Source organism: Sanguibacter hominis ATCC BAA-789 (genome assembly GCF_012396185.1).
Classification (GTDB): Bacteria; Actinomycetota; Actinomycetes; order Actinomycetales; family Cellulomonadaceae; genus Flavimobilis; species Flavimobilis hominis.
In genome coordinates, this window is the sequence record NZ_JAAXOW010000007.1 from 37,102 (window position 1) to 52,477 (window position 15,376).

6 protein-coding genes are annotated in these 15,376 nt (G+C 68.5%); 3 read left to right on the top strand and 3 right to left on the bottom strand.

The features are described from left to right. Position 1 precedes the first annotated feature (1 nt). The 3 genes from HF995_RS13500 (at position 2) to HF995_RS13510 (ending at position 8,793) form a co-directional block, all read left to right on the top strand. Positions 2-1,501: a hypothetical protein gene (locus tag HF995_RS13500; RefSeq protein WP_168448345.1), complete on the top strand. Its 1,500-nt coding sequence runs from the start codon at positions 2-4 to the stop codon at positions 1,499-1,501. A gap of 240 nt (positions 1,502-1,741) precedes the next feature. Further along, complete coding sequence (locus HF995_RS13505; RefSeq protein ID WP_168448346.1) at positions 1,742-2,320, top strand: hypothetical protein; 579 nt, start codon at positions 1,742-1,744, stop codon at positions 2,318-2,320. 95 nt (positions 2,321-2,415) lie between these two features. After that, entirely contained in the window at positions 2,416-8,793 is a 6,378-nt protein-coding gene (locus HF995_RS13510) for a helicase-like domain-containing protein (protein WP_168448347.1), read from the top strand. An 806-nt stretch (positions 8,794-9,599) separates the two neighbouring features. On the opposite strand, the gene mobF is transcribed toward HF995_RS13510, so the two are convergent. The 3 genes from mobF to HF995_RS13525 are packed head-to-tail and all read right to left on the bottom strand — an operon-like array spanning position 9,600 to position 14,727. After that, entirely contained in the window at positions 9,600-13,226 is a 3,627-nt protein-coding gene (mobF, locus tag HF995_RS13515; RefSeq protein ID WP_168448348.1) for a MobF family relaxase, read from the bottom strand. After that, entirely contained in the window at positions 13,223-14,392 is a 1,170-nt protein-coding gene (locus tag HF995_RS13520) for a DNA cytosine methyltransferase (RefSeq protein WP_168448349.1), read from the bottom strand. The genes mobF and HF995_RS13520 overlap by 4 nt, the downstream gene beginning before the upstream one ends. 44 nt (positions 14,393-14,436) lie before the next feature. Beyond that, on the bottom strand, positions 14,437-14,727 hold the full coding sequence (locus HF995_RS13525) for a hypothetical protein (RefSeq protein ID WP_168448350.1): 291 nt from the start codon (positions 14,725-14,727) through the stop codon (positions 14,437-14,439). Positions 14,728-15,376: the final 649 nt, after the last annotated feature.

Consider the following 15,376-nt stretch of genomic DNA (forward strand, 5'->3'; position numbering starts at 1 on the left):
GATGACGCTGCGTGAGAACACGCGCCGTCGCCTCCCGGGGCAGCCACAGGTGCAGGGCCTTGATTCCTGGGCCTTCGGGCAGCCCGAGCTCAGCCACATCGACCGCTCGCAGGGCGTGTTCGACAACGGTGGCTGGGTACTCGCCCCAGCGCCCGCCAACGAGCGTGCCTGGAAGCTCAAGGGCCAGGCCGAGGGCTACGTCCCCGCGCACGTTCTCGTGTGGTTCGCCGTCGCCGCGCCGGACGAGGCATCGGCCCGCCAGGCGCTCGACAACGGTCTGCGCGCGCAGTTCCGCCCTGGCGAGCCCGGTTCGCGCGTTGCCGAGGTGACCACCGACATCTACACCCCCAAGGCGGACGTCGGTTGGCGGCTAGCCCCGGCCGACGACTCCCCCGGCGTCGAGTTCGTCACGCTCAATGTCGGAGAGCACTCGCAGCTCATGCGGGTCAATGACCACCTGCGCGTCGCGGTCGCGGAGTGGAACGGCGAGCCGGTCATGGGCATCGACCTCAAGCACGACGAGGACGGAGACCTCATCGCGACCGCAGGACGGTGGAAGATCGAGAACGGTCAGCGGGTCTGGCAAGGGGGAGACTCGACGTACTCGCCCATCGCAGGTGCGAAGTCGGTGTACGTCGTCGTCTGGGACGACGAGGAAGCAGAGCACTACCTGCCTGCCATGACCTTCAAGGACTCCAAGCAGGGCGTCGGAGAGCCCGTCGCCTGGGTCACCGTAGACACGCTCGACCAGATGCAGAAGATCGGCGGTTTCGCCACGCTGGGGAACGTCAGCAAGGGTTGGAGCAGCGTTTACATCGCCCCTGATGCGAACGGCGAGCCGCACGATTACTCGTTCTCGAACGACCCCCAGACCCCGACGGGGACTCCCCTACCGTGCCGAGAACTCGATGGTGTGCGGTACTACGGCCTCGAAGGCTTCACTGTGAACATTGCGGGTTCCGTCGCCGTCGAGCAGCCGGTTACCGTGCACAGGTCGGTCCAGATCGAAATCGGCCACCCTGAGGACCCCTTTGGCCCGCCGATCTACGAGGGCGCGGTCGGCTACGCGGGCAGCAGCCTCATCGCGGGCCGCTACCAGGGCATGACGCTGGGCGACGACCCGGAGCCGGTCGAAGTCAAGGTCCGCGAGGACGGCGCGACGTCGGCGGTCTACATCCAGGAGCATACGTTTCGTGCCCAATTTGAGCCCGGAGGGGAAGGGAAGCCGATCAAGATGACGGTGCTCGAGGCGCGGGCTGGCATTGCGGCAGATGTTGCCGAACCGCTCACCGCGCTCCCCGACGGGACGTGGCAGGTCCTCGGGCAGGGACGGACGTACGAGGCGGCGCGGCTCAACGCGCTCGACGTGTTCACGAAGACCGTCGGCCAGAACTACACGGTGCCGGACCCCGCCGCCGCTGCGCCCACGCCGCGCCCCGTGGTGCAAGGCGCGAGCTACGGTCCCGCTAGCCCGGCCATGGGGGTCTACGGACCAGCCTGAAGCACCCACTCCCCCGCGACGACGCCCACCCCACCGAACGGTGCTGGTGGGCGTCGTCGTGTCGTGGGGCGTACGACTGGACAAACACGCGCGTATCTGTCCGTTATGTCATCGAGCAGGTTTCGAGCAGCGCCTAGACCGCATGGGAAGGGGGAAGGACGCCACCGAAGGGACCACTACGCATGGCTCGACGCAAGACCAGCACCGACTTCAACTGCGAGCAGCTCGCATTCGACTTCGATGCGCTGGAAGACATCTCCCCCACCGACTCGACCCCTGGAGCAGACAGTGAGCAGCAGCATGGAGAACCTGGCGGACTTCTTCGCGACGAAGGAGACCGAGGACACGACGTTCGCGACGTCGATGAAGACGTTGAGCGTGTGGGAGACGTCGCCGGATCGGTGGATGGACGACCCGGAGACGTTGCCGGATCAGGCCCCCGACGTAGCGGAACCGTCGTACCACCAGCACCCGCTGGCGCACCTGACGGACTTCTGGACGGATTGCGAGTTCAGCCCGAGGTTCCAGACGGTGCTCAACCGGCTTCACGGGGTGCTCGTGAAGGATGGGGACCCGAGGGCACTGCAGATGTCGACGGCACCGGACGGGCAGGCGCTGTCGCGCGAGCAGGTGACGCGCCCGGACGGCAGCGTGTGGCGTCCGAGGGGCGACGAGCTGCGAACGCACCTCTGGACGAAGATCCTCGTGCTGTTGGAGATGACGGCAGCGCACCTGGCGAGTCGCGGCGAGCTGATCGACAGCGACCGCGCGATCTTGGAGGCGACGCGCCTCGAGGTGCTGGAGATGACCGGGGCGTAGCACCGGGCGCGACCTCGTTCGTTCCCGAGGTCCGTATCTACCCGCCGTCGGGCAAGCGCGCCCGCGTCGAGGCGAATCTCGCGGCGGTCGCGGTCGTGCGCGACTTGGCCGAGCAGGGACGTGCGGCGACCGCCCAAGAGCAAGAGACGCTGGCTCAGTGGAGCTCGTGGGGCGCGGTCCCCGAGGTCTTCGAGTCCTGGCGCGAGGATTGGACCGAGGACCAGGCGAGGGTCAAGGCAGCGCTGACGCAGGCCGAGTACGGCGCTGCGATGACGACGACGCTCAACGCGCACTACACGGACCCCAGCGTCGTGGCGGAGGTGTGGCGAGCCCTCGGTGACGCTGGCTTCACGGGCGGGCCCGTGCTCGAACCGGGGTGCGGGTCGGGCACGTTCATCGGACTCGCCCCTGAGTCGGCGCAGATGGTGGGCGTCGAGCTGGACCCGCTGACGGCCCAGATCGCGGGCGCGCTCTACCCCAAGGCGCAGGTGCGCGCAGAGGGCTTCGAGAGGACGCGCTTGGAAGGCCAGTTCAACGCGGTGGTGGGCAACGTGCCCTTCGGTTCGTTCACGCTCTACGACCCCCTCGACAACCCGCGCGGCCTGTCGATCCACAACCACTTCATCGTCAAGTCTCTGCGCGCGACCGCCCCGGGCGGGTACGTGGCCGTCCTGACGTCCCGCTTCACCATGGACGCGCAGCGGCCCACCGCGCGCCGCGAGATGGCTCGCTACGGCGACCTCGTGGGCGCGGTGCGCCTGCCGACCGGCGCGTTCCAGAAGGTCGCAGGGACCGAGGTGGTGACCGACGTCCTCGTGTTCCGTCGGCGCGAAGACGACCGGCAGCCCAACTTCGACGCGATGCCCTGGCTGGAGACGTACGACGTCGGCGGCGACGTCGACGAGACTGCGCCGGTCACGGTCAACAAGTACTGGCAGACACACCCGGAGAAGGTGCTGGGTGAGGTGTCGCTTGGCCAGGGCATGCACGGCGATCAGACGCTCCGCATCACCGGCCCCAAGGGTGACGAGCTTGTCGCGCAACTGCGCACCGCGCTCGCCGGCATCATCCGTGAGGGCCACGAGGCCGGTCTGACGTATGCACCCAAGCCGACTGCCGTGGCACCCTCCGCGCTGACAGCACCTGGCCTGCGCTGGCCTGTGCCTGAGGACCAGCAGGTGCGCGCCGGACACGTCCGCGAGGCCCGCGCCGGGACCTTCGAAGCGTGGAACGGCACGGTCTGGGAGCCGGTGAAGGTGCCTCGTACGCAGGTCGCGGAAACGCGCAGCCTCCTGGCGCTGCGCGACGCGGCGCTCAGCGTCGTCGAGGCGCAGCGCAGCGGCGCGAGCGACGAGAAGCGCGACGAACTGCGCGCCGAGCTCGGACGCGAGTATGACCGCTACGCGGCTACGTTCGGGGCGATCAACCGCTTCGAGTGGTCCAAGCCCAAGGCGGTGCCGGCGGCCAAGATCGAGCAGTACGTCACGACGCAGAAGAAGGCGTGGCGGGCTGCCCTGCCCGCCGACCTGGACCCGTGGGAGCGCGAGGACGCAGTTCCCCCGCAGGAGCTTGTCGAGTCGTGGCGGTCGGAGGCGGCCGAGGCCGGACAGCGCACTCGGCGTCAACCGCACCTTGCACCGCTGCGTCAGGACCCCGAGTTTGCGCTCGTGCTCGCCCTCGAACTGTTCGACGAGGAGACGCAGCAGGCCCGCAAGAGCCACATCTTCAGCGCAGACATCGTGGGCCACACCGTCGAGCGTGAGAGAGCGGAGACGCCCGCCGACGCGCTGGCGATCTCCATGGATGAGAAGCGCCAGGTCGACGTCGAGCGCATCGCTGAGTTGCTCGGGACCGACGTGGACGACGCTCGTGCGCGCCTGCGCGGCCTGGTCTACACCAACCCGGTGACGAACGAGCTCGAGCCCGCGGTTACCTACGTGGCCGGCAACGTGCGCGAGAAGCTGGAGGTCGCCCAGGAAGCGTCCCGCGCCGACGCGCGGTTCGAGCAGAACGTGCTCGCCCTCGAGGCGGTGATCCCCGAGACCATCTCGTTGGCCGAGGTCACGGTCCGCCCAGGCGTCAGGTACATCACGAAGGAGGACTACGAGCAGTTCATCCGCGAGACCTTCCGTGCGACGGCGACGGTGCTCTACACCGCCAGCGACGGCAAGTGGGCGGTCGACGGGCCCGCGCGTGCGCGTCTGGACGCGGACGTCGATTTCGAGTTCGGCGTTGCCAAGCGGTCACCGTTCGATCTGCTCGAAGCGGTGATGAACAACTCCCCCGTGACGATCACCAAGTCCGTCATCGACGCGCACGGGCGGGAGCGGACGGTGCGCGACGTCCAGGCGACGACGCTCGCACGGGAGAAGTGCGAGCAGATCGCTGCGCGCTTCACGACGTGGCTGCACGGCGACCCCGAGCGCGTGGCCCGCGTCGAGGCCGAGTACAACGGGCGCTTCAACTCGTTCGTCGCGCCCGACTACTCGCAGCTCGGCGCGAAGCTTGCTCTCGACGGCATGAGCCCGTCGTTCAAGCCGCACGACTACCAGCGCACCGCCGTGGCGCGCATCCTCAATGAGCCCTCGGTGCTCCTAGACCATGTGGTCGGCGCCGGTAAGACGGGCACGATGATCATGGGAGCCATGGAGCTGCGGCGGACCGGCATCGCCCGCAAGCCGTGGCTCGTCGTGCCCAACCATCTCGTCGAGCAGATCGCGGCCGAGTGGAAGGCGTGGTACCCGAGCGCGTCGGTGCTCGCAATCCCGACCGGCTGCACCCGCGACGAACGCCGCGAGTGGATCGCCCGGTCGGCGGCGAGCGATTGGGACGGCGTGATCGTGCCGGCGTCGGTGTTCAAGCTGATGACCATCGACCCGTACCGCTCCGCTGAGTGGCTGGCCGAGGACATTGCCACCCTGCGAGCCGACCTCGCGATGCTGCAAGATCGAGCGGGCAAGAAGACCGACAAGCGCGTCAAGAAGGTCGAGAAGCAGATCAAGACCATCGAGGCGCGCTACGCGAAGGCGTTCGACAACAAGGACGCTGGGCTGACGTTCGAGTCGTCGGGCTGCGACTACCTGTTCGTCGACGAGGCGCACAACTACAAGAACCTCATGCGCACCTCCGCGCACCAGGAACTGGCCTGCACGGGCTCCCTCCAGGCCCTCGACCTCGACCACAAGCTGCGCGCCCTGCGCGAGGCGAAGCTCGAAGCAGCCGAGCGCGCCGGGTACGCCACGGAGCACTACCTACCTGCCGTCGCCACGTTCGCCACCGGCACGCCAGTGGCCAACTCCCTGGCGGAGATGTGGGTCATGCAGCACTACCTCCGGCCTGACGTGCTCACGAACGCAGGGGTCGACACGATTGACGCCTGGGCAGGTCAGTTCACGCAGTCGACGTCGCGCCTCGAACTAGGGCCCGACGGAAGCACCTGGCGGATGAAGGACCGCATCTCGCGATTCGCCAACGTGCCCGAGCTCCTGGCGCTCACGAGCCAGTTCGCCTCGGTCGTCACGACAAACGACATCACGGTCGCGCGCCCCGACCTCATCGGCGGTCAGCGTCGGCTCATCTCGCGTCCGGCGTCCGCCCCCGTGGTCGAGTTCGTCAAGGAGCTCGCCCACCGGGCGAACAACCTGCCGAACGACCCGTCCGTGGACAATCTGCTCAAGATCACCCACGAGGGCCGGACGGTGGCGCTCGACCCCCGGCTCATGGGGCTTCCCGCCGACGTCGACGGCGGGCGCATCGCAGACGTCGCCACCGAGGTCATGCGGATCGACGCACAGCACGCGACGCACAGGTTCACCGACGCCTTCGGCAACGTCGACCCCCTGCCGGGTGGGCTCCAGATCATCTTTGCCGACCGAGGCGTGCCCAAGGACGACGGATCGTTCAGCGTCTACGAAGCTGTCCGCGACGAGTTCGTGAACCGTGGCATGGAGCGCAGCAAGATTCGCTTCATCCATGAGGCGACCGACGACGACCAGCGCGCAGCGCTGTTCGAGGCGTGCCGCGACGGGCGGGTGTCGGTGCTCATCGGCTCGACCGAGAAGATGGGGACCGGCGTCAACGTCCAGAAGCGTGCGACCGCGCTGCACCACATGGACTGCCCCTACCGCCCCTCAGACCTGGAGCAGCGCGAAGGGCGCATCATACGGCAGGGCAATCAGGTCGCAGAAGTCGAAATCCTCAACTACGTCACCGAGGGCACCTACGACGCGGTGATGTGGCAGATGGTCGCACGCAAGGCTGCGTTCATCGCCCAGGTGAAGACCGGCCAGATCACGGGCCGTGTCGTGGAAGACCTCCAGGACGACATGACGATCTCTGCCGCTGCGGCCAGCGCCGTGGCAACAGGAGACCCGCGCATCATCGAACGCGCAGAGCTGATCCATCAGATCAACGGCCTGGAGACGTTGGAGAGCGCCTTCCGCGCCGAGAAGGGTGCGCAGTACCGCGCCGCGCGCATGGCTGAGGCGGAAATCAACGTCATCGCTCAGCGCAGGGAGAAGCTGAACGAGCTCATCGCTCGCACCCGCGACACCAGCGGGGATCAGTTCTCGATCCAGATGTTCGCCACCACCTACACCTCGCGCGCCGACGCGGGCGCGGCGGTCCTCACGCGGGTCCGCAAGGGGTGGCGCGAGTTCGAGGCGGGCAGCGTTGAGCCGCTGCGCGGGCTCATGGTCGGCGGCGTCGAACTGCACATCAAGCCTGCCCTGACCGGCAAGCGCGTGATCGTCTCCCTGGCCGACCTGCCCGAGCGCACCACGCTCGTCAGCATCGACGCGCAAGACACCGAGTCGGTGTTCGTGGGCCTCACCCGTCGCCTCGAGAACTTGGTCGCGGGCCTGCCCACCATGGCCGAGGAAGACGCACGACGCGAGGCCGAGGTGCGCGGCCGCATCGAGCAGATGGCGAAGATGGGGGATCGGGCCTTCCCGCGTCAGGCGGAGCTCGACGACCTGCGCAGCCGACTCCTCGCGCTCGATGCGGAGCTCGACCTCACCGAGAAAGAGCAGGAAGGAAGTGATCCGGACGCGCGCATCTCTGGGGAGGTGCTGGCCCGGACAGTCGACGGTCTGAAGGTGCGAGGCGACAGCGTGCGCATGGGTGACATCGTGACGAACGTCGGACGTGCCGGCATGTGGGAGGTCAAGGAGCCGGGTATGAAGGCGGGCCTGATCAAGGCCGACGCGGGCGACGACGCGCCTAAGCACACGTTGGAGTGGGGCAAGGCCGTGCAGCTCGTCTCGCGCCGCGTCGACCAGCTCACCGACCTCGAGAGGGCTGCGGCGTTCGGATCACCCGACGACCGGCTTGTGTTCCGGTTCGGCGAGATCGGCCGAGGGGCGGAGGTCACCGTCGAGGGCTGGGTTCAGCCCCGCAACGCCCAGGGACCGGACTACGAGGTGGTTAGGAGCCAGAAGCCGACGTCGTTCACCGGCAAAGTCACCTACGTCGTGCGCTCCCAGCTGCTCGACCTCGAAGACGCCAACGGGGACGTGCAGAGAATCTGGACCAGCAGGACCGACGACGGCTCGACCCCGGCGCTTATCCACGGGGGCAACGCGGCAAAGCACAGGGTGAAGCCGGTGACGGTCTTGAATCTCCTGCCAGGCGACGTTCTCACCGAGCCCGTGACCAATGAGAAGAACGAGACGCTACCTACCGGTAGCGTCCGCCTGGGAAGCGGCGCCTGGGCCGTGATGCTCGATCCGACGAGCGACACGATGTACCGCGGCAACGCGTTCACCGAGCAGCCGGTGCAGTATCAGGCGGGCCGCGACCTGACCGCCGACGAGATGACAGCGCTGTTTGGCAACGAGGAGCTGACCACCAACGACCTGCGTCGCGGAGACGTGGTGATGCGCGACGACCTCGACTCGAGATCGGCGCTCTCCGAGCCCGTCGTCATCCTCATAGCGGGCGGCTACGGCGCACGCCATGAGGTGGAGTACCGCGTGGTGGGCGAGTCGCAGGGCGAGAAGCACATCGCCACGCGCAGCGCTGACAAGGCAATCACCTTGGTGAGCCGTCGGTTCGGGGCGTTGACTGACTTCGAGGTCCGGAGTCTGCGCGACCCCGAGGCGCAGCTCGTCGACGTGACCCAGGTCGATCTCGGCACACCCTCGGTCGCGGTCACCGGGCAAGAAGGGTTCGCCTATGGGGCCCCACGGCAGACTCGGGCGGGCGCGCTCGTGAGGGTCGATGAGGTCAACAGCGGCCTGCAGGTGACCGTCAGGACGGCGAAGGGGCGCGAGATGCTGGTGCTCGCAGACCGCGAGGTGCTGGTCTACCCCGAGGGACACCCCATGCCGGCCCAGGTCGACAGGTCGGGCATTCAGCAGTCGTCGACCACTGCACCGGCAGCCGCTCCGGCTGGACCGCGCGCGCGCCCTCGACCCGAGGTTCAAGGCGCGCTCGTGTCGCACATGGCAGGTGTGTCCGGTCCGAGCATGTAGCCGTGCGGTACTCGTTTCTTCAACATCATGAGGTTTGTCGAGACGCGGTTGCTGCTACTGCGTAGTGAAGTACCACGCCAGGAGCGAGCGCATCGAGAACGTCAGGTTGGTGACACGTCCTCGCGGAGGGTGTTCCCTGCCAACCGTTCGTGAACTTCAGGAGGCCCCTGCGCTTCGGCGCAGGGGCCTCTCCTGTGTTTGTGCAGGTCAAGGACATGCGAGGCCACTGCCGTGAGAGAGGGCGTCGGCACTGTGCGCCGTAGGGCATCCAGCCTGCGGCCGCGATCGACCTGGGTCGTCACGCCGTTCACGCGATGGAAGGAAGATCCATGACCTCGACTCAAACCCGCACGCCCGCCTCGCACGGTGCCGCTCGTTGGTGGATGAAGGCCGCTCTAGGCATGCGGAGGAGCGCGAGTTCGTCGCGACTTGCACCTGGTTTGAGACGTTCGCCGTGGCAGACTGGCTTTAGGCAGTGGCGAACCGTTCACCTGCCTGCGGAAATGCGAAAGGGACTCGCGCCAACGAGTCCCTTTTGCCGCTCCGCTTCGCTTCGAGGGCGTTTGCGCGGAGAGTTGATTCTACTACATGCGTATAGACACTCTATGGCCCGGTTCTGGGCCATGCAACGTCCTCCGTACCAGGAGGGAGCGCGCATGGTCGAGAGACCGTACGACTACCCGACGTGGGGAGGGGTGCCTGATCTGATTCAGGTTGCTCAGCTCCTCGTCATGATCGTCGCCCTGTTCGTCTGACGCGACGAGAGCGCCCCCCAGGCCCGCGTGACCTGGGGGGCGCAGTCGTTGTCAGGCGAGGCCGGGGCTGTGATCGACGCGAGGGGCGACCGTGGCACCTGCCACGCTCTGCCGGACGGGCGTCGGGGTGTCCGTCGCAGGTGGGCGCGCGGCGTCCGCGAGACGACGGTGCGCGTCGGACCAGGCCGCGAGGCGGGTGCGGTCGATCTCTGCCGGCACGGGACCGAGCGGGGTGTCGCCGTCCCACGAGAACCTGTCGCGGTAGACGGCCACGGCGGCTAGGGCGTCGTTCCAAGCGCGGTCGCCGTGCACGATGGGCAGGTCTGCCGCCCATGGCGCGTCGCGCCAGTCGCGGGAGCGCAGTTCCTCGACGCGGGCGTCGAGGAGGTCGGTGGACTGGCGTAGGAGGTCGTCTAGTCCGCCGTGGCCGGTGCGGGTCATGCGACCGGCGACCGGATCGAGGCCCGCGGCGTGCGTCTCGCCTCCGTTGTGACGTTCGAGGCGGTAGAGCAGGACGCGCGCGGGGTCCTCGGCTGAGGCGAGCTCGCGCGTGGCTGCCATGGTCGAGAGCAAGGCGGCGGCGTCGACGCCGCTGCCGTTGAGGCGGGCGACTTCGGAGGCGAGCGCGCTGTAGCGGTCGGAGCCGCGCAAGCGCTCGGCCAGGTCCGTGCCGAGGCTGTCGCTGATCAAGGTGGTGATCCGCTCGCGCTGCGTGGCCCCGGTCAGGGCGAAGCTCAAGGAGAGCAGGTGGTCACGTTCGGCGCTCAGCCGGGAGAGTGAGTGCTGGTCGTCGTGGCTCTGGGCGGCGACCTCGTGGGCGGTGCGCTCTGTGCTGGTGTGCGTGGCGATTGCCTCGAGCGTGTCGCGCCACGTTGGGACCTCGGCGGGGTGGATCAGAGAGTGGCTGTCGCCGGAGTTCTCCTGTCCGACCCAGGCGACGTTGGACTCGCGTCCGCGCGTCATGGCGACGTAGAGCAGCTCTCGGGTGAGCGCGTTCTGCGAGGGGATCGCGACGTGGCCGACGTCGACGGTCGTGCCCTGAGCGCGGTGCGCGGTGATCGCGTAGCCGAGCTCGACGTGCTGGGCGACCCATGCAGCGGGCAGGGTGACCGTCGCTCCGGTGTCCGAGCGGGTTGCCGTGAGCGAGCGGTCGCGCCCGATGCGCGTGACGGTCATCTGCGTGCCGTTGCGGATGAAGTCTCCCTTGTCGTCGCGCAGGCTGCGGTCGACCTTGCGCGCCAGAATCTGCTCGCCGACGCCCGCAGTGGTGCCGCCGCGCAGGTCCACAAGGGTGTCGATTTGGACCTCGCCCGCCGCACGTCGTTCGAGGGTGAACCGCTGATTGAGGTCAGCGGCGACGGCGTTGGTCGCGGCGATGAGGATGGTGCTGCGCCCTGCGGCCTGGTCCGCGCGGGCTGCGGTGAAGGCGTCTTCGAGAATCTGCTCGTCGTCGCCGTGCCGGACACGATCATGGGCGATGTACGTGTCGAGCACGTCGAGGTTCCCGACTCGTAGTGCGAGGCTGGCGTCCTTCTCCCACTCGGCGGTGAAGCGCCATACGCTCGTAAGGTGCGTGGCCTTGCCCGAGCGCTCAAGCCAGCCGAGCACTCCCCCGGCCTCCACGGCGTCGAGCTGCGCGGGGTCTCCCACGAGGAGCACCTTGGCACCTGCCTCCTGAGCCTGACGGGTGATTTCGGCCAGGGCGTGCGTGCCGGTCATCGACGCTTCGTCGATGATGACGAGTTGCCCGGGGCGCATCTTCCAGCGGGCGGACTGCGCCAGGAGGGTGGCCGTGCGTCGACGTGCGCGAGCCTTCTGGACGTACCCGGTGGTGGACGAGGTGAGGATCGCCTGCTGGTCAGCGAGGGCTGCGGAGCGCTGGCGTGCGCCGTCGCCTACGGTCTCGTGTAGCCACTTCGCGACGGTGTTGGCCTCGGCGTCGAGCTCGCCCCCCAGAACCGCTGCGGCCTGGGCGGAGGTGGTCAGGCCGGTGACGCTCCCCTCGCCGTAGGTGGCTTCCCACACTGCGCGCACGGCGCGCATGGTGGTGGTCTTGCCGGTCCCTGCGGGGCCGACGATTGCCGAGACGGTGTGACCGTCGGTGACCACCTGCGCGGCCGCGGCGAGCTGGTCGGCGGCGAAGCCGAAGCCGCGCTCGCTCTCCTGCTGGGCGGACAGGGCCGCCAGGGTGGTGGTCGTGGCTGGCAGGGCGAGGGCTGGGCCGGTGTCGGTCTCTGCGGCCGCGAGGACAAGGGCCTCGGCGTCGAGCACGGACTGATCGGTGAAGGTGCGGTTGTGGTCGTCGTCGAACACCGACGAGCCGCGCAGAGCGAGGCTGACGTCAGCGGCGGCCTCGGGGGTCAGCGAGTACCGGCGTTCGGTGACCTCGATGCTCGCGGCGGCAGCGGCCTGGACGACCGTGGAGATGAGCCGGCGCCGGTCCTCGGCGCTCGCGCAGCGCACGCCGCGCGTCAGGCGTTCGGCCTCCGCGCGAAGGTTCGCCAGGGTCCACGTCGAGCGCATGGAGCGGATCTGAGCAACGACGGCACCGGCATAGCGGTCGGCGAACCCTTGAAGGGTGAGCGCTGCGTAGTCGGAGGCCAGGTCGATGTCGTGTGCGGCCGCGGTGTCGGCGTCTGGTGAGCGATCGACGTTGACGGTGGCTGCGAGCACCTGGGCGACGTCGACCCCTGCGGCCTCAGCCTGTCGACGCCAGCGCGTGCGTAGTACGGGAAGGGCGGCGGGGTCTGTGGCCTTGGCCTTGCGGGTGGCTCGCCAGACGTCCTGGTGGATTCGCGCGAGCTCGCGCCCGGTCGGCTTCTTGCCGTGCTTGGCTGTCCAGTCGTCGACGGCCTTCTTCTGGGCGGCCTTGATCTGCTGATCGCGGACGCTGAACGTCGAGATGAGCGTGGGGTCAACGCCGGTGACGTCGTGTACCGAAGCGTTGCTCTGGACGTCGGTCCGCTCTGCGAACGTCATCCCGAGGGAACGATGTAGCTCGTCGAGCAAGAGGTTCTGGTGCAGCTCGCTGACTGCCACGGCAGAGCGGTGCAGGCCGCGCGAGTCCACCGAGAGCCACTTGCCGTCAGAGGCGCGTTGGACGCGGTTGGAGACGACGACGTGGGTGTGCAGGTGGGGATCACCCTCCCGCGATTCCCAGTGGTTGAATCGCCCGGCGATCATGCCGCGCACCCCGACAGATGCGACTCCGTTGCGCCCAGAACGAGTCTGGAGCACCTCGTCCTCGACGTACTCGAGGGCCTGGCTGACGGCAGTCTCGTGCGCGGCCAGGATTGCGCGCTGGGTCTCTTCGTCGGCTACAGCCCACACGACGCTGACGGACTTCGGGATGGTGAAGGTCAGGTCGAAGCCCGCGACGGCGCTGGCTGCCACGCCGCTGCTGCTACCGCGAGGTCGACTGCCGAGCTCGACGCCGGTGTTGGGGTGCTTGAAGTGCTTGAACAGCGCGTCCGCACCGTCGCGGGTGATCGTCTCTTCGTCGTGCAAGTCAGCGGCGTGAGCGCCACGTCCCCACCAGCGCCCGGGAGGGGTGCCCGTCGCCGCGTAGTAGTCGGCCATGCCCTGACGGGGTGCGTTGCGTCCGTCTCCGACAGCAACGGTGCTGAGCAGGTAGTCGACGCCGGACCCCGTGGTCAGGCGTGTGAGGTTCATGCTCATGCGGAGACTCCAGGGGCGGCGTGGTCAAGGGACAGGGAGGCGTAGGGCCCAAGCACGGCGGCACGCTTGGGGGTCAGGCGCGCGGCGTAGGCATCTGAGGGGCCGTAGAGGCGCGTGCGCTCGGCCGCGAGGTGGGCGGCCGCCGGAACGTGGAGGGCGTCGCCGATGACGGTCGCGGCCACCAGCGGCGATACGACGTCACCGGCCTGCTGGAACTGCGAGCTCCGAGAGCCGGTCCACGGGTAATCGGGGCGGAAGCCAGACAGATAGCCGGCCTGCGCCGCGGTCAGGCGCAGACCGTCGTCCCGCTGCCAGGACCGCGCTCTGCCGGTCAGGCACCACGAGGCGCTGTCGGCAGAGAACTTGTTGCCGCCACCGGCTGCACGGTCGCCACGGGTGACCATCGTGTGCCCCTCGGGCCAGCGCAGGGCCTGGGCCATGGTGGGCCCCGTGGCCCGGGATGCGCCCTCGACGCCGTAGCCGGGACGTACCCGATTGCCGACGAGGAAGGTGCGCTTGCGGTGGGAGGGGACGCCGAACTCTGTGGCATCGAAGTCGTGGACGTTGAAGAACTCCCACCCCATGCTCGACAGCTCAGCGCTGAGGTCGATGAACGCCTCGTGGACGACGGGGACTTCCTCCATGACAAGCCAGTCGAGGTTCGGCATCGTCATCGCCCAGACGCCGGCGACAGTCAGTAGGGCTGTGCGGGGGTCCTTGATGTGCTGGACGTCTTCGAGCGCGTCGAGAGGGTCGATCCCCCATCCGATGCCGGTCCAGATGTCACGGACCAACTGCTTGTCTCGTCCGTCGCGGTCGCTGTGGGTGCCGGCGACGGAGAAGGACGGGCACGGTGGGCTCACGATGAGCCCGGTGGCGTTGGGGTACTCATTCGGGTGGACGTGGCGCACGTCGACGTTGCGGCGGCGGTGACCGGCAGTACGCGCTGTGGCGCAGGCGTCGGCGGAGATCTCGATGCCCTCGATATTGAGGTCCAGGCCGAGGATGCGTGCGCCCTCCTCCCAGCCGCCAGGACCAGCGAACAGGTTGACGGTCTCGACGTCTGCGCGGTCAGGTGCGCCGATCAGGTCGATCAGGTCGGTCGGTCCCTGCATCCATGCGCCGCCGTCAGGGGTGGCGGTGGCGGGCGGCTGGTGGTGGCTCATGGTGACCTCGTGACGGGTGGCGGGTGGTGGGTGGTGGGTGGTGGTCAGTGGCCGGTGCGGACGTACCGCTCCACCACGTCACGGACCTGGCCGGTGTAGCCGGTCCACCCCTTCACCCGGTAGGTGAGAGCCACCTGGGTGGCGAGCCACCGGGCGTCTTCGTGAACGCCCTGCGCGATCGCGCGCGCGGCGTCGAGCTCCTGGCTCAGCGCGTCGATCTGCTCGGCCTGGAGAGCGATGGTGTGCGCCTGCTCGGAAGCCGTGGCCTGAGTGCGCGCTAGCTCGCGAGCAGTTCGCCGCTCAGCCCGAACGGAGGTCACGTCCGGCGCAGGCACGAGCTGAGCGAGCGAGGTTAGCGGAGGTCCGCTCTGGGCCGCCGTGGGCGTCGGAGCTGCGCTGGCTGCGACCCGCGCACGTGCGCGAGCCCGACGCTTCTTCTCGCGCTCACGGCACCGGACAGAGCAGTACGTGGACACGCCCTGGAAGACCTCGTCGCAGGATGGGCAGGCCCGAATCTTGGTGGTCCCGTTCATGCCTTCTACATGCGTCGTGAGCACCGATCACGCGGTGCTGGTCGGGGGTGCGGGGGGACAGCGTTTGTCCCCAGGCGGATCGAAGATGCCAGAGGTCCGTACTGGTTTGGGGTTGATAGGCGCTGGGCTGCTGAGGTGAGTGGAACGTGGGACTGGATGAGGTCGGCTGTGGTCTGTCTGGGGGGTGGGCTGCTGAGGGCGTGTGTGTAGGTGAGTAGGTCGTTCCTGGGGCTGTTCGGGCGTGTGTATGGGGTGCTGAGCTGCTTGTGTGGGTGGGCCGTAGGTGGGGCCGACGGCCCACGTACGGCCCGCTTGCCTGGCGGTTGGTGAGGGCTGCGCGGCTAGGCCGTGCACCGGCCCCGTGCGTGGTGGTGACGGGCGAGCTCGTGGTGACGGCGGGGGCGGTGTGCGGGCGGGGACGTGGGTCCCGTCGTGCCCCTGTGGGCGGGCT

What these genes read in the sequence shown, in the direction of transcription:
- HF995_RS13500 (WP_168448345.1), top strand. Translation starts at nt 2, where the DNA reads ATGACGCTGCGTGAGAACACGCGCCGTCGCCTCCCGGGGCAGCCACAG.
- HF995_RS13505 (WP_168448346.1), top strand. Translation starts at nt 1,742, where the DNA reads ATGCGCTGGAAGACATCTCCCCCACCGACTCGACCCCTGGAGCAGACA.
- mobF (WP_168448348.1), bottom strand. Translation starts at nt 13,226, where the DNA reads ATGAGCATGAACCTCACACGCCTGACCACGGGGTCCGGCGTCGACTAC.
- HF995_RS13520 (WP_168448349.1), bottom strand. Translation starts at nt 14,392, where the DNA reads ATGAGCCACCACCAGCCGCCCGCCACCGCCACCCCTGACGGCGGCGCA.